The following is a 19,143-nucleotide window of genomic DNA, read 5'->3' as shown; positions in this document are numbered from 1 at the left end:
ACTGTACCGCGCTCGTCAAACGCGCCTCAGCGCAGCGCCCGCGCCAGCACCTGCCAGATGCGCGGGTTCTGGCACTGCGACACGTTGAAGCGCACATAGTCGGCCACGCGCTGCGATTGGCTGAAGGCATTGCCCGGCGCCACCACCATGCCTTCGCGCAGGCAGTGCCGGGCCAGAGCGGCGGCGTCGCGGCCATCGGGCAGCTGGCACCACAGGAACAAGCCCGCTTCAGGCACCAGCCACGGCGTGATGCCCAGGCGCTGCACCTGCCGCAGAGTGTGCTTGCGCGCATCGGCCAAGCGCGCGCGGATGGCCTGCATGTGCCGGCGGTAGCCGCTGTCGGTCAGCGCGATCTGCATGAGGTGCGCGGCCAGGTGGCCGCCGCCGAAGCTGGTGGCCAGCTTCAGGTCGACCAGCGCGTCAATCCAGTCCGTGCGCGCAGCGATGTAGCCACAGCGCGACGCGGCCGAGACCGTCTTGGAGAAACTGCCCACGTGGATCACCCGTGACAGCCCATCCAGTGCGGCCAGTCGCGGGGCAGGGCGCAGTTCGAAGTCGGCGAAGATGTCGTCCTCGACGATGGTCAGCCCGCTGCGTTCGGCCAGGCCCAGCAGCCGGTGTGCGATGGCTGCCGACAGCACCGCGCCGGTCGGGTTGTGCAGGCCGGAGTTGGTGATGTACAGCCGCGGCGCGTACGCCTGCAGGGCCGCCGCGAACGCGTCCAGATCCGGCCCGCTATGCGTGTACGGCACGCCGATGGCCTGCACCTGGTGCGCCTTCAGCAGCGCGTGGTAGTTGAAGTAGCTGGGGTCGTCGACCAGCACGCTGTCGCCCGGCTTCAGCAGCAGGCGGCAGACCAGGTCCACCGCATGCGTGCCCGATTCGGTCAGCAGCACCTGGTCCAGCGGCACCTCGATGCCGAGGCCGGCCGCGCGCCGCTGCAGCGACTGGCGCAGCGACGGCAGCCCGAGCGGGCTGGCGTAGTCGGTGAGTGCTGAAGGCTCGGCACGCGCCATCCGACGCAGGCCGCGGCGCAGGCCGTCCTGGTACAGCCACTCGCTGGGCATCCAGCCGCAGCCGGGCCTGAGGTGTTCGGCCGGCGTTTCCAGCGATTGCCGCGAGACCCACAGCGGATCCACCGCGCGATCCTGGCGTGGCTCGATCGCCGCCAGGGCCAGCGGCGGCAGCGGCCCGGCCACGTAGAACCCCGAGCCGGCGCGCGCGGCGATCACCCCTTCGGCCGCCAACCGCTCGTAGGCCTCGACTACGGTGGACACCGAAACGCCCATGGTCGCCGCCTGTGCGCGCACCGAGGGCAGGCGCGCGCCGGGGCCATCCTGGCGTGCGGCGATACGTGTGCGCACGGCGTGGATGACGCTGTCGATACGGCTGGGGAATCGGGACATGGGTGGCGACTGTGTGGGAAGTGTGACCAGTACAGTTACTTGCGACTGTATTGGATTGTAGCTGGGGGCAGGCGCGCGGCAATGGCCCAATGGCTGCCCGGGCCGGATGTGGCCCCTGGCAACGGATATCAGCGTGGAACGGTCGGCACGTGGGTGGATCAATGGCTTCATCGGTGTGGTGATCTTTGCCGGCTCGCTGCCGGCCACGCGCCTGGCCGTGCTGGAACTGGATGCCGGCTTCGTCACCGCCGCGCGCGCCAGCATCGCCGCCGTGCTCGGCCTGGTCCTGCTGCTGGCCCTGCGGCAGCCACGTCCGGCGCGCGCGGACCTGCCCGGCCTGGCGATGGTCAGCCTGGGCGTGGTGGTGGGTTTTCCGCTGCTGACCGCGCTGGCGCTGCGCCACGCTTCGTCGGCCCACACCATCGTCTTCGTCGGCCTGCTGCCGCTCAGTACCGCGCTGTTCGGCGTGCTGCGCGGCGGTGAGCGGCCACGCCCGGCGTTCTGGCTGTTCTCGCTGCTGGGCAGTGCCTGCGTGGTCGGCTACGCGGCACGCAACGGCATCGAGGCCTCGCTGCAGGCCGATCTGCTGATGCTGGCGGCCATCGTGGTCTGCGGGCTCGGCTATGCCGAGGGCGGGCGCCTGGCCCGGCACCTGGGCGGCTGGCAGGTGATCAGCTGGGCACTGCTGCTGGCCCTGCCGGTGATGCTGCCGCTGATGGTGGTGATGCGCCCGGCGTCGCTGGGGACCATCGGCGCGCCGGCCTGGTGGGCGCTGGGCTACGTGGCGGTATTCAGCATGCTGGTCGGATTCCTGTTCTGGTACCGCGGGCTGGCCCAGGGCGGCATCGCCGCCGTCGGCCAGCTGCAGCTGCTGCAGCCGTTCTTCGGCCTGGCGCTGGCGGCGCTGCTGCTGCATGAAAGGGTCAGCGCCGGCATGCTGCTGGTGACCCTGGCGGCGGTGGCCTGCGTGGCGGGAGCGCGCCGCTTCAGTCGATGACCGCGGCGGTCCCTTGGCACGCTGTGTGTCGGCCTGCGATGTCGCGTTTGGCCCGGCATGGGCAATAATGCGATCTCTGCCAGGGCATGGATCGCGATGTAGATGACGGGTTCCGGATCGCCTGCCGACGATGGCGTCACCACGCTGCTGAAGCGCTGGAGCACGGGCAACGATCTGTCCGCGCGCGATCGCCTGCTGCAGATGCTGTACGCACAGCTGCGTGGCATGGCCGCGGTGCGGCTGAGCGGTGATTCGCCCGGTCTGCTGCAGCCGACCATGCTGGTGAACGAAGCCCTGATGCGCATGCTCGACCCCGGCACGGCCTACAACGATCGTGTGCACTTCCTGGCCTTGGCGGCGCTGAAGATGCGCAGCGTCATGGTCGACCACGCACGTGCGATGGGTGCGGCCAAGCGAGGCGGCGACCAGCAGCATCTCACTCTCGAACACGCGGACCGCGAAGGCGTGGACGACCAGGATGCCGTGGACGTGCTGGCCTTGGATGCGGCACTGCTGGCCTTGGCCGATGTCGATGCACGCGCCAGTTCCACGGTCGAGTGGATGTACTTCGGCGGCATGCGCCGTGAGGAAATCGCCGCGGCGCAGGGTGTCTCGGTGCCGACCGTCGATCGCGACCTGCGCTTCGCCAAGGCCTGGCTCAAGCGCCATCTGGGTGGCATGCCTTCACGGGATGACGGTGCATGAACGACGCGGTGGACTGGGTCGCGGTCCGCGCGCTGTTCGATTCGGTCTGCGAACTGCCTGAGCCGCTGTGGGAAAGCGAACTGCATGCCCTGACCGGCGACGCAGCGCTGGTGCGCGAGACACTGGCCCTGCTGCGCGCACAGACCCAGGCTCTGGGCGGCATGCAGGGTTCGATCGACAAGGTGCTCGCCTCGCTGGATGCAGATGACCTCCAGGTGGGGCAGTTGATCGGGCCGTGGCGGCTGGTGCGGCTGCTCGCGGCCGGTGGCATGGGCCGGGTCTTCCTGGCCGAGCGAGCCGACCAGCTGTATCGCCGCCAGGTGGCGATCAAGGTGATGCGCCGCAGCCTGGATCCCGCACTGGCGGAGCGGCTGAAGGCGGAGAGCCAGATCCTGGCCGACCTGCAGCACCCCAATATCGCCCGCCTCTATGACGTGGGCCGCGCGGGCGCCGACCAGCCCTACCTGGTGATGGAATTCATCGATGGGCAGCGCCTGGATGAAGCCTGCCGCTCGCCGGACATCACCCTGACGGGGGTGCTGGGCCTGTTCTGCAAGGTCTGCCGGGCGGTGCAGGCCGCGCACGCGCAGGGCGTGATCCACTGCGACATCAAGCCGGCCAACGTGCTGGTGCGCAGCGATGACGAACCGGTGCTGCTGGATTTCGGCATCTCGCGGTTGATGAGTGACGGCAGCAGCGAGGTGGGCGCCTATGCCACGCCGCGCTACACCAGTCCGGAGCGGCGCTCGGGACGCCCGGCGGCGGTGGCTGATGACATCTACAGCCTCGGGGTGATGCTCGACGAACTGCTGGCGCTGGGTGCGCCGGACGTGCGCCTGGATGGCGACCTGATGGCCGTGGCCGCGCGCGCCCGCGCCCCGGTCGCCGCCGATCGTTACGCATCGGTGGATGCGCTGGCCGACGACGTGATCCGTTTCCAGCAGCATCGCCCGGTGCGTGCGCTGCGCCCCAGCCGCGTGCGTCGCGCACGCCTGTTCGTGCGCCGGCAGTGGCGCGCCTGCGCCGTGGCGGCCTGTGCGCTGCTGATGGCGGTGGGTTTCGTGCAGCGCATCGGCGATGCCCGCGCCCGCGCGGAAGAAAATGCAGCGGCTGCCTCCGGCATCGCCGACCTGCTGGTGGCGGCGTTCGATTCGGCGGAACCGGGCATCCGCGGTGACCGCCCGATGACGGCGCGTGAGGTCCTCGATCTCGGCGCGCTGCGGATCGATCAGGACATGTCCGCCTCGCCGCTGGTGCGTGCGCGCCTGCAGGCCGCGCTCGGCCGCGCCTACCGGAACCTGGGGCAGCCGCGCGAAGCCGGCGCGCTGCTGCAGAGCGCCGTGCTGGGCCTGCGTGACGCCGCTGCGCCGCCGCACGAGATTGCCGCGGCAGAAGCCGCCCGTGCCCTGCTGCAGGTGGAGGACGGCCAGCAGGTTGCCGCCCTGCAGGGCGCACGCCGCGGGCTGGCGCTGCTGGAGGACGACGATGACCCCGGCGTGCGCATCGACCTGCTCAATGCCGTGGGGCGCGCGCACGCCAGCCGCGAGGATTTCGATGAGGCCGCCGCCGCCTATGCCGAAGCGCTGGCGCTCGCCCGGCACGGCACCGGCGTGGCAGCCGATGCCGGCCTGATGACCACGCTGTCCAACCTGGGCACGCTGTACCGGTCGCAGGGCAAGCTGCCGCTGTCCGAGCAGACACTGCGCGAAGCCGCTGCCATCGGTGGCGGTGCGTCGCCCCTGCACGGGCCGGCCCGCCTGCGTGTGCTGCGTTCGCTGGTCTACACGCTGCTGGCGCAGGGGCGTGCCGACGAGGCGATGCGCCTGGCCGAAGAAACCTTCGCCATCACCCGCCAGCTGTTCGGCACCGGCAGCAGCTACACGGCTGCGGCCGAAGCGGCGCTGGCCGGCCAGTATCTCGATCTGGGCCGCTACAGCGAATCGCAGCAGCACTTTGATGCGGCCATCGCCACCAGCGTGCGCGTGGACGGTGCTGACAGCCTGGCCTACGCCGGCATGATCTACGGCCGGGCGATCATGGAGGAAGCGCGCGGTGACCTTGCCATGGCCGAGCGCGGGTACCGGCAGACGCTGGCCCTGCACCAACGCCTGCTGGGCAGCCAGCATCCGCGCAGCCTGGACGTGCAGATGGTGCTGGCACGGCTGCTGATGCGTGCCGACCGCACCTACGATGCCGAGCCGCTGCTGCGCGAAGTCGGCGAGGTGTGGCGACGCACCCTGGCGGCCGATTCACAGCAGCGGGTGACGCTGGAACTGGTGGAAGTGGAGTGGCTGACCCGGACCGGTCGCATCGCCGAGGCGCGCGAGGCGCTGGCCGCGTTCGATCGCCGCCATCCTTCGCCGGTGCCTAGCCTGGCTCTGCGCCAACAGATGCAGGCGGCGCTGCTGGCCGAGCGCGGTGGCGACAGCGATGCCGCGGCGCGCTGGGGGACCGTGGTGGCCACCTTCGAGAGTTTCTACGGCGCAGATTCCACGGCCACGGCGAAGTGGCGGATTCCCTACGCAGAGAGCCTGCTGCAGGCCGGCGATGCGGCATCGGCAACAGCCCAGCTGCGGCGCGCCCGTCCGCAGCTGGTCGGTGTTTCGCCGCATTCGGAGTTCCTGCTGCGCGCGGAGGCCCTCGAAACGCAACTGGGCAATGCGAAGGTGGTCGGGGCGCGATAGGTTGCGTGCGGTTTCTCCGGTTGTTCCATGACAGGCATACGCACTGCTGGGATAACAGGGGAAGCGCAACATGCAGGATGATCAACCGGTCCACCGCCCGGAAAAGCGGAGCAACGGGGTGCTGCACCGCTTTGCCAGGGCCTACGGCAAGGCACGGGAATGGCACTGCTCACGCCTGCGTGCATCGCTGGTCGGGGTGCGTTTTGCGGTATGGGGGGACAGCGGGCGTTTCACCTCGCACAGAGGCTGGCGCATTTCGCGCATCAGCCGCAACGATTGGGATACCTGAAGCCATGGGCGATACGCAGCGGCTATCGTGCGCGGGGGAAATCGGTATTGGCCGTAGCGTGGGTGCGTCGCCCATGCTGCGGCGGATGAAACCTTCCCCTGTTTCCTTTGCAGGCCAGGTCGGCCTGGTGACCGGCGCGGCCGGCGGTCTCGGCCTGGCGTACAGCCGCTTGATGGCCCAGCGCGGCGCGCACGTGGTGATGCATGATGCGGGTGCCGGCCTGGATGGTCGCGGCAGCGACGCCAGCCGCATCGACGACGCCGTGGCCGCACTGCAGGCGCAGGGCCTGTCGGTGGAGGCGGCCTCGGGCGCGATCGACGAGCGTGCGTGCTGCCACGCGCTGGTCCGGGACGTGCTGCAGCGGCACGGCCGCATCGATTTCATCGTGCACAACGCCGGCTGGGTGGCGTACGAACTGCTCGAGGCGGTGGATGACGATGCGCTGGAGCAGATGCTGCGGGTGGCGGCCAAGACGCCGCTGTGGCTGGCCCAGGCCGCCTGGCCGGCGATGCGCGAGGCCGGTGGTGGCCGTATCGTGGTGACCACCTCCGACCGCGCGCTGTACCCGCAGTACGCGCAGAAGGGCCTGGCCGGTTACGCGATGGCGAAGATGGCCGCGCTGGGGCTGGCCAACGTGCTGGCGCTGGAGGGCGCCGAGCACGGCATCGTGGTCAACGCGGTTTCGCCGGTGGCCAAGACCCGCATGTGGGGCATTGACGGCGAGCCTGACGAGCTGCACCCGGACGCGGTGGCCAACGGCGTGGCGTTCCTCGCATCGACGCGCTGTCGCGAAGGCGGCTGGGTGCTGCGCGCGAGCAACGGGCAGTTCCACGCGTTGCGCCTGCAGGAAGCCGAACACGTGGTCTACCCGCGCGACCTGCGTGCGGTCGTCGCGGACAGCATCGAATCGGTGGCCCTGCAGTGGCCGGTGATCGCCCGGCCGAGTGTCGACGCACGCGGCTGAGCGCGTACCCTAGGCAGCCCTCCGCTGCCCGTGCCGATATGATCGATCTGCGCCTGCTCCGCCAGTTCGTGGCGGTGGCCGAAGAACTGCATTTCCATCGCGCCGCCGCGCGCCGGCATATGTCGCAGCCACCGCTGACGGCGGCGATGCGTCGGCTGGAGGATGAGGTCGGTACCCGCCTGATCGTGCGCGGCAACCGCACGCTGGGGCTGACTGCCGCCGGGCAGACCCTGCTGGTGGAAGCGCGTGCCACGCTGCAGCAGGCCGGGCAGGCCCTGCAGCGCACCCGCGAAGCGGCCGCCGGGCAGATCGGCAGCCTGCGCGTGGGGTATGTGGGCAGCGCCCTGTACGGCCGCCTGCCGGATCTGATCCGCCGGTTCCGCCAGGCATTCCCGCAGGTGCAGCTGCACCTGCATGAAGCCACCTCGCGGCAGCAGCAGCAATGGTTGCGCGAGGAGCGCATCGACCTCGGTGTGCTGATCCCGCCCATTCCATCGACTGAGCTGGCGTTGCAGGGCTTCGACCACGATCGCCTGGCCATCGCCTTGCCGCGCAGCCACGCTTTGGCCGCATGCGAGGCGCTCAGCGTGGCGATGCTGGTGGACGAACCGTTCGTGTCGTGGCCGGCGGGCGAGGGCATCGGTTTCCACGCGCAGGTGCTGGGCCTGTGCACTACGGCCGGTTTCACCCCGCGCGTGGTTCAGGAAGCTCAGGGCATGCACGCGGTGCTGTCACTGGTGGCGGTGGACGCGGGCGTGGCGATCGTGCCGGCCAGCATGGCCAGCTTCCGTCCGCAGGAAGTGGTGTACCGCGTGATCGACGGCACCGAGGCTGGTTTCGAACTGCAGTTCTGCACGCGGCCGGGCGTGGCGGGGCCGGTCCTGCAGCACTTCCTGGCGATGGCTGCCGAGCCGGATCTGTCGTGATCGACATCTCGGCACGCGTTCGCCCGCCGCACGGGACCTGATACGCGGGCTGCAGCACGCGCTGCGCCGCTGCGCGGACACCGCAGCACAAGGGTTTCAGAGCAACGGGATGGCGATCCGTAGATTCCTGATCGGTGCTTGCGGGTAAGCCCTACAGCCAGCGTCGGTGCAGGCGGTCAGCATCCGTTCGCCGGCTGTCGTGGCTGGCTGGGATTGGCGTCCCACAAACAACTCTGGCGCGTGTCCGGAACATGTCCAGGGAGGACGTTTTCCGGATGACGCGGCCCGCTGGTCCGTGGTGGGTGATGCGTGGGGATCACCACGATCCGCCGGTCCGCTCCAGAGTCTGCCGGTACGCCAACCCGCATCGCCCGCCGCCCATTCGCGCTATTGCGTGGGTGTGAGTGCTGCAGCTCTGTGCAGGCAAAGCGCACCTCAACTGGGGAGTGGCGGCGGGTGGTGCACTTATCGCGGGTGTGGCGGCTGGCGCTGGCCTAAGGCAGCAGGTCGCGCGTCATGCGGAACACATCGGTGACCGCGTACAGGCCGGAGTGCCGCGCAAGATGCGTGCTGTCCGGGCCCTGCGCGATGCCGCTGGCGAGCAGGCGGAACTGATGGGCCGGGTCGGGGTGGTGTTGCAGGCCGTACAGCGCGTGGCGGTTCAGGTAGTGGCGGCCATCGTTGAGTTGCTGGCCACGGGCGATGACACCCTGCAGGTGTTCCCATGCCAGTGGCGTGGCCTGCACGACGTCGTAGAACTCGACGATGGGCGCGCCCTGGCTGACCTCCAGTACATGGAAGGCATGGTGGCGGTCGGCGACCTGCATGCCCACGACGTCGCCGGCGCGCCACGCGGTGTGCGCTTTCAACAGCGGGGGACGACGTGCCGGCATCACCGCCGGGCTGCGCAGCAGCGCCTCGATATCCGCACTGCGGCGATGGAAGGTGTCGTTCAACGCGACGGCGGCATTCAACGCCACGATGGCCGCAACTGCTGCATCGGTGAGCTGCGCATCGGCAAAGCCCTGCCGGTGCAGGCACACCGCCAGCGCCAAAGCGGTCTTGTGCACATACAGCGGCGCGACCTCGGCCGGGTCGGCCTGCAGGATGCAGTTCCAGCGCAGCACCACGTTTTCGATCACCTCCGTACCGATCTGCGCAGGCTCGCGCGCGGCTGCCTCTGGGCCGAGGCGCGCCCAGTGCGCGCAGCGCTTCACGTCGCCATCGATGGCCTCGACCAGGCCGGCGGCGGCGAGCGGTTTCAGTACGTCCAGGTGTTTGATCGCCATGTGCGCGGCCGCTTCCGATATGGCCGCCCAGTCTATCGTGCGCGGATTGTCGCTTCTGGACCATGGTTGTGTTGCAGCTGGGTCAGTTGGCTGTCCCGGTGGTTGCCCGGTACATGTGCTCTAGAGCCTTCTCTTAATTCTCCCAGCGTTGGAGCCAGTCCCCGCGGAATTGACTCATATGGACGTGGTGCAGCAACGTTATTGCTTGCTTCCAATTTCGACAGGATCTCAATGAACAAGCCGGCCTCATTGGTACTTTGCATTCCGGGCCCTTGGAAGGATCACAACGAGCTGGTACGTCGTGTCGCCACCACGCCCACGCCGGGCCGTTTCATGTTTCTGGGCGGGATACTGATGGAGGTCGGGCAAGGACGGCATGTGCGGATGAATGTCGCACCGCGCTACGATCAAATGGCCGAAGCTTTCTCCATCGCCGGTCAGGGTCGATTGCATCCAGCGCTGCTCGATGAAGTCGGTCGACACGAGAGCGTCGTCTATCTGGAATTCGACGGACTCATGCATGAGCAGATTGAATGGATTGCCACCACAACCCGATTGCTTCGGGAATTGGGCGGGTATGCCGTCAAGGTCGAGTCCTGTGGAAGCGCTCATGACTGGGAGGGCTGGGAACGTGGACTGCACGGTAACCTGTTCGATCTTTATTGCCTCGGCGTTGTTCTTACCGGAGGCGCTGACGTCTATGTGTCGTGCGGGATGCACCATTTCGGTCTGGCCGAATGCAAGGTGTCCAGCGCAGTTCCCATGGACACCGCCGCCGATGTGATGAATCGGTTCAACTTCTACCGCCTGGTGGAAGCTCCGCAGCTGCTCGATGGGCACACCTTCAGTGTCGAAGAAGGTGCACAGGTGTTTCGACTGGAGCTGGAAGCAGACCTGCGGGATGTTGGCGATCTGTTCGTCAATCCTGACGGCTGCTGGAGCCTTGTCGCAGTGTGAGCGCGATCGGTGACGGCAGGCCTGATTGATGGCCTCCGGAGTTGTCGCAACGCCACCTGGTGACCGGGCTTTACTTCGCGTCGAACAGGTGTTCGACCATGTAGTCGATGAACACCCGCAGGCGCGCGCTGGGCTGGCGGTTGCCGGGCCACAGCAGCGAGAACTGACCCTGCTGGTGCGGCAGCGTGGGCAGCACGTCCTGCAGACGACCATCGGCCAGCGCATCGGCCGCAAGGAAATCGGGCATCCAGCCCGCGCCCATGCCGCCGATGGTGGCCGACAGCATCGCCTCCATGTTGTTGCAGGTCATGCTGGTGGCCATGTCGGCGGCGGCGTCGCCGTGGTGGCCGGGCAGGGTCCACGGCTGCAGCTTGCCGCTGCTGGGAAAGCGGAAGCGCACCGCCGCCAGCCGCTGCAGGTCCGCCTGCTGCTGCGGCATGCCGCATGCCTGCAGGTACTGCGGCGACGCACACACCATGAAGCGGAACGTGCCCAGCTGGCGTGACATCAGGCTGGAGTCGGCCAGCTCGCCGCTGCGGATCACCGCATCCAGTCCTTCGTTGACCACATCCACCAGCCGATCGTTGAAATCCAGTTCCAGCTGCACCTGCGGGTAACGCTGCTGGAAGCCGGGCAGCACCGGCAGCAGGAAGCGGTAGCCGATGGTCGGCAGGCCGATGCGCAGCACCCCGCGCGGCGCATTCTGCCGATGGGCGAGATCGGCCTGGGCGTCGGACAGCTCATCCAAGGCGCGCCTGCAGCGCTGCAGCAGCAGCTCGCCTTCGTCGGTCAGGTGCAGGCGGCGGGTGGTGCGATGGAACAGGCGCGTGCCAAGGTCCTGTTCCAGCCGGGCGATGCGCTTGCCGACCGCCGAGGCCGTGAGGCCGAGGACACGGGCGGCGCCGACGATGCTGCCGGCCTCGGCAGTGCGGACAAAGGCGAGCAGGGCGGAAATCGAGTCCATGTCGGAATGATTGCGGAATGTATGGACGCAATCAACATCCTCGCAACGTGTTTTTCCCGGGGCAACGCACATTCATCATCACGGCCCTTCGTGAAAGGAGGACCGCATGGCCCCCCGTTGTGCCCAGGATTCCCGCGCCGCTGGACGCGGTGCGCTGCTCGCCGTGTGCCTGGCCGCGCTCGCGCTGCCGCTGGCCTTTTCCGCAGGTGCGGTGGTCGTCCCGTCGCTGCAGTTGGGGCAGGGTGCTTCGCCGCTGGCGCTGGCCTGGGTGACCAATGCCTTCATGCTGACCTTTGGCGGCCTGCTGCTGGCTGCCGGTGCGCTGGCCGACCGGTTGGGCCGGCGTCGCGTATTCCTGGCCGGGACCGCCGGCTTCGCCGCCACCACCGCCTGCGTCTGCCTGGCGCCTGACCTGGTGTGGCTGGATATCGCGCGCGGCCTGCAGGGCGTGGCTGCCGCCGCCGCGTTGGCCTCGGGCACGGCGGCGCTGGCCGAGGCCTGGCAGGGGCCGGGCCGCGCACGCGCCTTCGCCCTGCTCGGCACCACCTTCGGCGCCGGGCTGGCACTGGGGCCGCTGCTGGCCGGCGCGCTGCTGCAGCTGGGTGGCTGGCGCAGCGTGTTCGCCACCAGTGGCGTGCTGACGTTGCTGGCATGCCTGATCGGTGCGCGCGTGCTGCGCGAAAGCCATGGCGACCGCGTGCGCCTGGATGTGGCGGGCATGCTGACCTTCAGCCTGATGCTGGCCAGCCTTACGCTGGCGCTGCTGTGGCTGGGCGAGCATGGCATCGGCGCACCGCGTGTGCAGATGGCCTTCGTCGCCTGCGCCGTGCTGGCGTCCCTGTTTGTCTGGATCGAGCGCCGGCAGGCAGCACCGCTGCTTGATCTCACGCTGTTCTCGCAGCGCGCCTTCGTCGGCGTGCAGCTGCTGCCGGTAGCCACCTGCTTCGGCTACGTGGTGCTGCTGGTGGTGCTGCCGCTGCAGCTGCTGCCGATGCTGGCCGCGCGCTGGGCGCAGCACTTCGGCAGCACGCTGCTGTGCACGCTGGGCCTGCTGCTGTGCGCGCAGGGCCTGTGGTGGTTGTCGCGGCATGCCGCCACGCCGGTGCCGATGCTGTGGACTCCGCCGTTGCTGCTGATCGGTGCAGGCGCGGCGCTGCCGTGGGGCCTGATGGACGGCCTGTCGGTCAGCGTGGTGCCGGTACAGCGTGCCGGCATGGCCGCCGGCATGTTGGGCACCGTGCGCGTGGCCGGCGAAGGCATTGCCCTGGCGGCGGTGACCGCGCTGCTGGCGGGGCTGATCGGACGCCACCTGCCGTCCGCCTGGCCGGAGGCTACGGCATCGGCATCGATGTATCTGGTGACCGGTGATCTGGAGACCGCGCAGGCATGGCTGCCGCACGCCACAGTGGCCGAACTGCAGCAGGCCAGTGGCGAGGCATTGGCCACCCTGCTGCGCGTGCTGTCTGCGCTGACCTTTGCCTGCGCGCTGCTGCTGCAGCTGCTGCTGGGGCGCAGCGCGCCTTCGCATGAAGGCGTGGCCGACACGGTGTAAGCCGCCTGGGTGTCATCGCCGTGTAGGCAAGGACTCACGCGGCCTATGCCGCCGCACGCCTAGAGTCGGTCATCCCCGTCCCCCACGGAGACCTGCCATGTGGCTGCTTGATCATCTCTGGCCCAGCCGCCGTCCGTTGCCGCCGCCGATGGCCCTCGAACCGCCGTTGCCACCGCGCAGGCCGTGGCTGAAGCGCCCCGCACGGGCCGGGCGCAGCGGCATGGCACCGTGGCAGAAGATCGCTCCGGCCACGCGCCGCACGCGCCACTAGGCCGTGCGGTCGGCGGGGTGGTTGACCCCGTCATTGACCGGGATGATGCCCAGCGCGAAGGGATCGATGCCTTCCAGGCAGGCGACGTTGTAACCGTACTGGTCCGGGTTGGAGCGGCGCCGGTGATGGGTGTAGATGCCGCAGATGCCGCAGAAGTAATGTTCCGCCACGTGGGTATTGAACTGGTACAGGCGCAGCTGGTCCTTGCCGCGCACCACCTGCAGCCCCTCGCGGGTAACGCTGGCGGCGATGGCGCCGCGGCGCCGGCACATCGAGCAGTCGCAGCGGCGCGGGTCGACGATGCCGTCGGGCAGGTCCAGCAGCAGCTCCACCGCGCCGCAATGGCAGGTGGCGCGGTGCCGGGGCTGCACGGCCACGCCGGCTACTGAGGTGATTCCCATCGCTGTTCCCCGCTGTGGTGACCCGGCCAGTATGCGCTGACAGGCCGGCCCGCGGCCGTTGCTGAATGGGTCGGTGATGCCAGCGCCAGCCGGCTTGTGGCTAACTATGCCGCCCCCCCTACGCGACAGGATGCCCGTGAGAGCCGCAGGACGTTGGATGACAGGATGTGCCATGGCGCTGCTGGCGCTGTGGGTGGCCGGTTTGTTCGCCTACCAGCTGCCCGGGCCGGGCTGGCTTTCGGCGGGCGTGGCCGTGCTGTGGCTGCTGGCGGCGCTGTGGGCGGCGTTGACGGTGGCGCGCGGGAAAGGCACGAAGCGCTGGACCGGCTTCTACGTGGCGTCGGTGGCGCTGGCGGGCCTGTGGTGGCTGCTGCTGACCCCGCGCCAGGACCGCGACTGGGCCGACGACGTTGCCCAGCGCCTGCACGTTGAATCCTTCGATGGCCGCCACGTGGTGCTGGACAACGTGCGCGACTTCACCTGGCGCACGGAAACCGACCATGACGCGCGCTGGGTGCGCCGCGAATACGACCTGGACCAGCTGCGTTCGGCCGATCTGGTGCTGTCGTACTGGATGGGCCCGGCCATTGCCCACACCCTGGTGTCGTTCGGTTTCGACGATGGCCGCCACCTGGTGTTTTCGCTGGAGATCCGCAAGGAGCAGGGCGAATCGTTCTCGGCCTTGGGTGGCTTCTTCCGTCGCTTCGAGATGACCCTGGTCGCTTCGGAAGAGACCGACATCCTGCGCACGCGCACCAATGCCCGTGGCGAGGACGTCTACCTGTACCGCCTGCATGGGCTGGACCGCGGCCAGCTGAAAGCGCTGTTCGCCGCCTATCTTGATGAGGCAAAGCAGCTGGACGCTGCGCCGGCGTTCTACAACACGGCCACCAGCAACTGCACCACGATCGTGTTCGACCTGGCCCGGCATATCGCCCCCGGCCTGCCGCTGGACTATCGCCTGCTGCTGTCTGGCTACCTGGCCGAGTATGCACAGGAGGTGGGTGCGCTTGTGCCCGGTGTGTCGTATGCCGAGCTGCACGCCAAGGGCCGCATCACCGAGCGCGCGCTGCACATGGCAGCGGACGAGAACTATTCCACCGTGATCCGCCGCGGCATTCCCGGCACCGAGCAGGATCCGCAGCAATGACCTTCGATTTCCCGATGCGCTGGCAGCGCGTGCTGCCGGCGCTGCTGGCTGCGTTCGTCCTCCTGGGGGGCAGCGGCTGCGCCATGGTCACCGTCAAGCAGGTGGCATCCAGCGATTCGCTGGTGAACAAGCGCGCCGACGTGCTCAACACCGGCAAGCTCAGTCCGGCCTCGCGCGAGACGCTCAGTGCCGCCGGCCTGGACGAATCGCAGTGGGAGAAAGACTTCCTGGTCTGCCGCAGCACGCTGCTGATGACCGATGACCTGAATGTCGAGCAGCGGCTGTCGACCCTGTCCGAACTGTGGGTGAAGGCCGCGCTGGCACTGACCCCGAAGAAGCACGCCGCCGGCGAGCCGCCGATGAGCGATGCCGCACTCGACGCCTGGCTGGAAGCCGCGCGCTACGGCTATGCCTACCTGTTTTTCAGCGGTCGATCGCCCTCGGACCGAGCGTTCGAGGACCGGCAGACGCAGGTACGCGACTACTACAACTACGCGGCGGAAAAGGCCGCCGTGGTGCTGTTCGCGCGTGCGCGTGCGGCGGCGCTGGCCGGCGAGGACTACAGCCGGCCGATGTCCGCCGGCAGCTGGACGCTGGCCGCCAACTACCAGCAGCTGGCGCTGAAGAGCATTCCTTCGCAGCTGGTGCCGGCCGGTTCGGTCAGCTTCGTCGGCCTGCGCAGCACCTACCGCCGCGATGGCTTCGGTGCCGAGCTGGTGATGGTGATGGACCCGCCGAAGCTGGTGGTGCCGGTGGTGGCCGCTGACGGCCCCAAGGCCGAGACCCCGCCGGACGAGGATGACGGCGCGCGTGGCCGCCGCCATCGGCACGACGACAGCGTGCCCGAGTTCAGCGAGATGTCCTCGGTCAATGTCACCGCGCTGCTGCGTTTCGAGGGCGACAGCCTGGACGATGTGATGCGCACGCGGCGGGTCGAGCTGGACGCGTATTCGCCGGAAGCGACCGAGCGCATCACCCTGCATGGCGAACAGGTGCCGCTGGCCGGCAACTTCACCGCGGCCTACGGCCTGTGGCTGGCTCAGAGCGGCTTCGCCACGCAGTCGCTGCGCACGTTGTTTGGCCTGAGCGAGGGCATCGGCGAGCCGCACATCTACCTGATGCAGCCGTGGGACCCGAACCGCCGCATCATCTTCATGCTGCACGGCCTGGCCAGCAGCCCGGAAGCGTGGGTGAACCTGGCCAACGAGATCATGGGCGACCCCGAGCTGCGCCGGCAGTTCCAGGTGTGGCAGGTCTATTACCCGACCAACGCGCCCATCGCCTTGAACCGCTACGAGATCGCCAACGCCTTCAACGACACGTTGCAGCACTTCGACCCCGGCGGGAACACGCGCGCGTCGAAGGACATGGTCTACATCGGCCACAGCATGGGCGGCGTGCTGGCGCGGCTGCTGGTGAGTGATTCCGGTGATGTGCTGTGGAACGACCTGCTGGCCAACTATGACCTGAAGGGTGAACGCCTGAAGCGCGTGCAGGGCAAGCTGGGGCCGCTGCTGCACTTCAAGGCGCAGCCGAACGTGGAGCGTGCGATCTTCATCGCGGCCCCGCACCAGGGAACCGACATTGCCGGCAACAAGGTTGGCCGCCTGATCGGCCGGCTGGTGCGCCTGCCGCTGACCATTCTGGGCAAGTTCGAGGATGTGTTCCTGGCGCTGGCGCAGGCCGAGCAGCAGGTGGATGGCACCGCCAAGCCGAAGATCCCCAACAGCATCGACAACCTCAAGGCCAGCGATCCATTCGTGAAGGCCGCCGCGCAGCTGCCGATCGAGCCGGGCCTGAAGTACCACTCGATCATCGCGCAGCGCAAACCGGAACTGCCGCTGGAGAAATCCGACGATGGCCTGGTGCCGTACTGGAGCGCGCACCTGCCGGGCGCGCAGTCGGAAAAGGTGATCATCTCCGGGCACAGCGTGCAGGAAAGCCCGCAGGCGGTGCTGGAAGTGCGGCGCATCCTGCACCGTGACATCGACGACGTGGGGACCGGTAAGCCGCCGTGACCCCAGACGACCATTAAACCCGCCGCGCCACCACCGCGCCCAGCACCGCCAGGCCCACCGTGATCGCCAGGCACAGCACGTAACCGGTGTGCGGCGCCTGCTCGACAAACAGCGCGAACAATGCACCCGACAGCGCCAGCGCGGTAGCCACGCACAGCGCCTCGCTCAACTGCAGGGCCGAACTGTTGCGGCCCTGTTCCTGCGGCGCGGACAGCGACAGCGTCAGCACCGACAGGCTGGCGTAGATCATGCCCATGCCGAAACCGGTGATGGTCCAGCCGAGCAGCGCGACGGGCAGCGGCACCGCGTTGAACAGCACCGCCAGGGTGGCGGTGATGCCGATGGTCATCAGCACCGTGCCCACGCGCAGCAGCTGCTGCCGCGACCAGCCGCGCTGCTGGTGGCCCTGCAGCCACGAGCCACTGAACCAGCCCAGCGCGCCCAGGCTGAGCACGGCGCCGGCCCAGCTCGGCGACAGCCCGCGCTCTCGCTGCAGCAGCAGCGGCAGGTAGGCCTCGCATGCAAAGAACGCCGCAGCGGCGACACCACGCAACGCAATCACGCTGGGCAGGCCCCGGCGCAGGCGCAGCGTGCCCGGCGGCAACAGGCGGTGCCCGCACAGCAGCAGGCCGACCACGGCCACGCCCATGCACGCCAGCGCCAGCATGCCTTGCTGCTGGCCACCGAAATACAGCAGCAGCGCAGCCAGCGACGCACCGATGGCCCAGCGCACGACATCGCCGCTGTTGTCCTCGTCGCCGGCTTCAACCGGCGCCTGCCGCGCCAGCGCCGGCCGCAGCATCAACGCCGCCGGGATCGCCAGCAGAGGCACGATCAGGAACACCCAGCGCCAGCCCAGGTGCTGCACGATCAGGCCGCTCAGCGCCGGGCCCACCATCGACGGCACTACCCAGCCGGCCGAGAACGCAGCGAAAACCTTCGGCCGCAGCGCCTCGGGATAGTTGCGGCCGACCATCACGTACAGCGCCACCGAGATCGCGCCGCTGCCCAGACCCTGCAGCAGGCGCCCTGCGACCAGTGTGCCCATGCGCGTGGCCAGCCCGGCCAGCAGCAGGCCCAGCACGAAGCAGGCCAGGCCCCACCACAGCGGTCGCGCCGGTCCGCTGCGGTCGGTCCAGCGCCCGGCCACGGTCATGCCGACCACGCTGGTGGCGAGGGTGCCGCCGAAGGCCAGCGCGTACAGGCGCAGGCCATCCAGCGCCTCGGCCACGGTGGGCATCGCTGCGGCCACGGCCAGCGCTTCGAAGGCGAGCAGGGCGACCAGCACGACCATGCCGACGGTGGTGCTGCGGTGGGCGGGCGAGAGGATGGACTCGGGTGCGGCCGTGGCCGTCGCCGGTGCTGCGGTGGGGGTGTTCATGCGGGGGAGGAGGCTCGGGCCGCGCTTGTCATCCGGCGGCGAAGGACGCAGCATGACACCTGAACCATGGTTGAGGTCAAGCAATGCAGGAACAGGAACTGAGCGTGGGCGACGTGGCCCGCCGCAGCGGCGTTGCGGTATCGGCGCTGCACTTCTACGAGCGCAAGGGCCTGATCAGCAGCCTGCGTACGGCGGGCAACCAGCGCCGCTATGCGCGCGACGTGCTGCGCCGACTGGCGGTGATCCGCGTTGCACAGCGCGTGGGCATGCCGCTGGAAGCGGTGGCCCGGGCATTCGAGACACTGCCGCAGGGCCGCGCACCGACCAGGACCGACTGGGCACGGCTGTCCGCGCGCTGGCAGCAGGAGCTGGAAGAACGCATCCACATGCTGCAGCTGCTGCGCGATGAACTGACCGGCTGCATCGGCTGCGGTTGCCTGTCGCTGAAGCGCTGCCGCCTGGCCAACCCCGACGACGTGCTCGGCGAACGCGGCGATGGCCCCATGCGCTGGGGCTGAGCCGCCTCCGGTAGCGCCGGGCCATGCCCGGCGGCGGTTGCCGGAATTACCAGACGGTGAGGGTCTCGCCGCTCTGGATGCCTTCCACGGCACGCTGGAAGGCCAGTGCCGCGCGCTGCGCGGGTACGGCTTCGAAGCCGGGGAAGTAGGGACCGTAGGACGCCAGTGATTCGGCCAGTACGTTCGGGCTGACGGCGTTGATGCGCAGCCCGCGCGGCAGCAGTTCCAGCGCGGCGGCGCGCACGAAGCCTTCCAGTGCCTGGTTCACCGCGGTGGCGTTGACGCCGTCGCGGATCGGCTGCGCGCTGATGATGCCGCTGGTGAGGGTGATCGAGCCGCCCGGGGTCAGGTGATGCTGCGCCGCCAGTGCCAACCGCACCTGGCCGAGCAGCTTGTCCTGCAGGCCGCTGTTGAACTGCGCGGCGGTCATCGTCTGCAGCGGGCCGAAATGCACGTTGCCGGTGGTCGAGATCACCGCGTCGACCGGGCCGGTCTGGGCGAACAGGGCGGAGACGCTTTCATCGTCGGCCAGGTCCACGCGCAGCGCGCCGCTGCGGCGGCCGGCGGCAAGAATCTCGTGATGCTGGCCAAGGTGGCGGGCGACCGCCTGGCCAAGGGTGCCGCTGGCACCGACAAGCAGGATCTTCATCGTGGCGTCCTCATGGGGAAGG

General features: G+C 69.0%; 18 protein-coding genes. 12 read left to right on the top strand and 6 right to left on the bottom strand.

Going from position 1 to position 19,143, the window contains the following annotated elements; translation table 11 throughout:
- Positions 1-26 precede the first annotated feature (26 nt).
- Complete coding sequence (locus AC1VXD_RS09175) at positions 27-1,406, bottom strand: aminotransferase-like domain-containing protein (RefSeq protein ID WP_482991798.1); 1,380 nt, start codon at positions 1,404-1,406, stop codon at positions 27-29.
- 133 nt (positions 1,407-1,539) lie between these two features.
- Here AC1VXD_RS09175 and AC1VXD_RS09170 point away from each other — a divergent pair, with 133 nt between their 5' ends.
- From AC1VXD_RS09170 to AC1VXD_RS09145, 6 genes are all read left to right on the top strand, one after another.
- Positions 1,540-2,403, top strand: coding sequence for a DMT family transporter (locus AC1VXD_RS09170; protein ID WP_482991797.1), 864 nt, complete (start codon positions 1,540-1,542; stop codon positions 2,401-2,403).
- Between the two features lie 102 nt (positions 2,404-2,505).
- Positions 2,506-3,108: an ECF-type sigma factor gene (locus AC1VXD_RS09165; protein ID WP_482991796.1), complete on the top strand. Its 603-nt coding sequence runs from the start codon at positions 2,506-2,508 to the stop codon at positions 3,106-3,108.
- Positions 3,105-5,792, top strand: a complete 2,688-nt coding sequence (locus tag AC1VXD_RS09160) for a serine/threonine-protein kinase (RefSeq protein ID WP_482991795.1) — start codon at positions 3,105-3,107, stop codon at positions 5,790-5,792. Before AC1VXD_RS09165 ends, AC1VXD_RS09160 begins: the two co-directional genes overlap by 4 nt.
- A gap of 70 nt (positions 5,793-5,862) precedes the next feature.
- Positions 5,863-6,081: a hypothetical protein gene (locus AC1VXD_RS09155; RefSeq protein ID WP_482991794.1), complete on the top strand. Its 219-nt coding sequence runs from the start codon at positions 5,863-5,865 to the stop codon at positions 6,079-6,081.
- An 85-nt stretch (positions 6,082-6,166) separates the two neighbouring features.
- Complete coding sequence (locus AC1VXD_RS09150) at positions 6,167-7,045, top strand: SDR family NAD(P)-dependent oxidoreductase (RefSeq protein WP_482991793.1); 879 nt, start codon at positions 6,167-6,169, stop codon at positions 7,043-7,045.
- 38 nt (positions 7,046-7,083) lie between these two features.
- The gene (locus tag AC1VXD_RS09145) at positions 7,084-7,971 is read left to right on the top strand and encodes a LysR family transcriptional regulator (RefSeq protein WP_482991792.1); all 888 of its coding nucleotides are present in this window, start codon (positions 7,084-7,086) and stop codon (positions 7,969-7,971) included.
- A gap of 494 nt (positions 7,972-8,465) precedes the next feature.
- Here AC1VXD_RS09145 and AC1VXD_RS09140 read toward each other — a convergent pair whose 3' ends face one another.
- Complete coding sequence (locus AC1VXD_RS09140; RefSeq protein WP_482991791.1) at positions 8,466-9,260, bottom strand: hypothetical protein; 795 nt, start codon at positions 9,258-9,260, stop codon at positions 8,466-8,468.
- A 231-nt stretch (positions 9,261-9,491) separates the two neighbouring features.
- Between AC1VXD_RS09140 and AC1VXD_RS09135 the strand changes: the two genes are divergently transcribed.
- Positions 9,492-10,217, top strand: coding sequence for a hypothetical protein (locus AC1VXD_RS09135; RefSeq protein ID WP_482991790.1), 726 nt, complete (start codon positions 9,492-9,494; stop codon positions 10,215-10,217).
- A 70-nt stretch (positions 10,218-10,287) separates the two neighbouring features.
- On the opposite strand, the gene AC1VXD_RS09130 is transcribed toward AC1VXD_RS09135, so the two are convergent.
- Positions 10,288-11,181, bottom strand: a complete 894-nt coding sequence (locus tag AC1VXD_RS09130) for a LysR family transcriptional regulator (RefSeq protein WP_482991789.1) — start codon at positions 11,179-11,181, stop codon at positions 10,288-10,290.
- 106 nt (positions 11,182-11,287) lie between these two features.
- Here AC1VXD_RS09130 and AC1VXD_RS09125 point away from each other — a divergent pair, with 106 nt between their 5' ends.
- Positions 11,288-12,733, top strand: a complete 1,446-nt coding sequence (locus tag AC1VXD_RS09125) for an MFS transporter (protein ID WP_482991788.1) — start codon at positions 11,288-11,290, stop codon at positions 12,731-12,733.
- Positions 12,734-12,830: 97 nt separating this feature from the next.
- Positions 12,831-13,004 carry a hypothetical protein gene (locus AC1VXD_RS09120; RefSeq protein WP_482991787.1) on the top strand — a complete coding sequence of 58 codons (174 nt, stop codon included), beginning with the start codon at positions 12,831-12,833 and terminating at the stop codon, positions 13,002-13,004.
- Here the strand turns inward: AC1VXD_RS09120 and AC1VXD_RS09115 are convergent.
- Positions 13,001-13,405, bottom strand: a complete 405-nt coding sequence (locus AC1VXD_RS09115) for a GFA family protein (protein ID WP_482991786.1) — start codon at positions 13,403-13,405, stop codon at positions 13,001-13,003. The genes AC1VXD_RS09120 and AC1VXD_RS09115 overlap by 4 nt on opposite strands.
- 172 nt (positions 13,406-13,577) lie before the next feature.
- Between AC1VXD_RS09115 and AC1VXD_RS09110 the strand changes: the two genes are divergently transcribed.
- Both AC1VXD_RS09110 and AC1VXD_RS09105 read left to right on the top strand, forming a co-directional pair.
- A complete protein-coding gene (locus AC1VXD_RS09110) occupies positions 13,578-14,555 on the top strand; it encodes an Lnb N-terminal periplasmic domain-containing protein (protein WP_482991785.1) in 978 nt (325 codons plus the stop codon).
- Entirely contained in the window at positions 14,552-16,573 is a 2,022-nt protein-coding gene (locus AC1VXD_RS09105; RefSeq protein WP_482991784.1) for an esterase/lipase family protein, read from the top strand. Before AC1VXD_RS09110 ends, AC1VXD_RS09105 begins: the two co-directional genes overlap by 4 nt.
- A gap of 13 nt (positions 16,574-16,586) precedes the next feature.
- Here AC1VXD_RS09105 and AC1VXD_RS09100 read toward each other — a convergent pair whose 3' ends face one another.
- A complete protein-coding gene (locus tag AC1VXD_RS09100) occupies positions 16,587-18,008 on the bottom strand; it encodes an MFS transporter (RefSeq protein WP_482991783.1) in 1,422 nt (473 codons plus the stop codon).
- A 29-nt stretch (positions 18,009-18,037) separates the two neighbouring features.
- Between AC1VXD_RS09100 and soxR the strand changes: the two genes are divergently transcribed.
- The gene (gene soxR, locus AC1VXD_RS09095) at positions 18,038-18,472 is read left to right on the top strand and encodes a redox-sensitive transcriptional activator SoxR (protein ID WP_482991782.1); all 435 of its coding nucleotides are present in this window, start codon (positions 18,038-18,040) and stop codon (positions 18,470-18,472) included.
- A 46-nt stretch (positions 18,473-18,518) separates the two neighbouring features.
- Here the strand turns inward: soxR and AC1VXD_RS09090 are convergent, their stop codons facing one another.
- Positions 18,519-19,121 (bottom strand): short chain dehydrogenase, encoded by a 603-nt coding sequence (locus AC1VXD_RS09090; protein WP_482991781.1) that lies wholly within the window; start codon positions 19,119-19,121, stop codon positions 18,519-18,521.
- Positions 19,122-19,143: the final 22 nt, after the last annotated feature.

The organism is Stenotrophomonas sp. STEN054, from assembly GCF_056854535.1.
The sequence above is the reverse complement of the archived record's forward strand: the minus strand, read 5'-3'. Positions and strand labels throughout refer to the sequence as shown.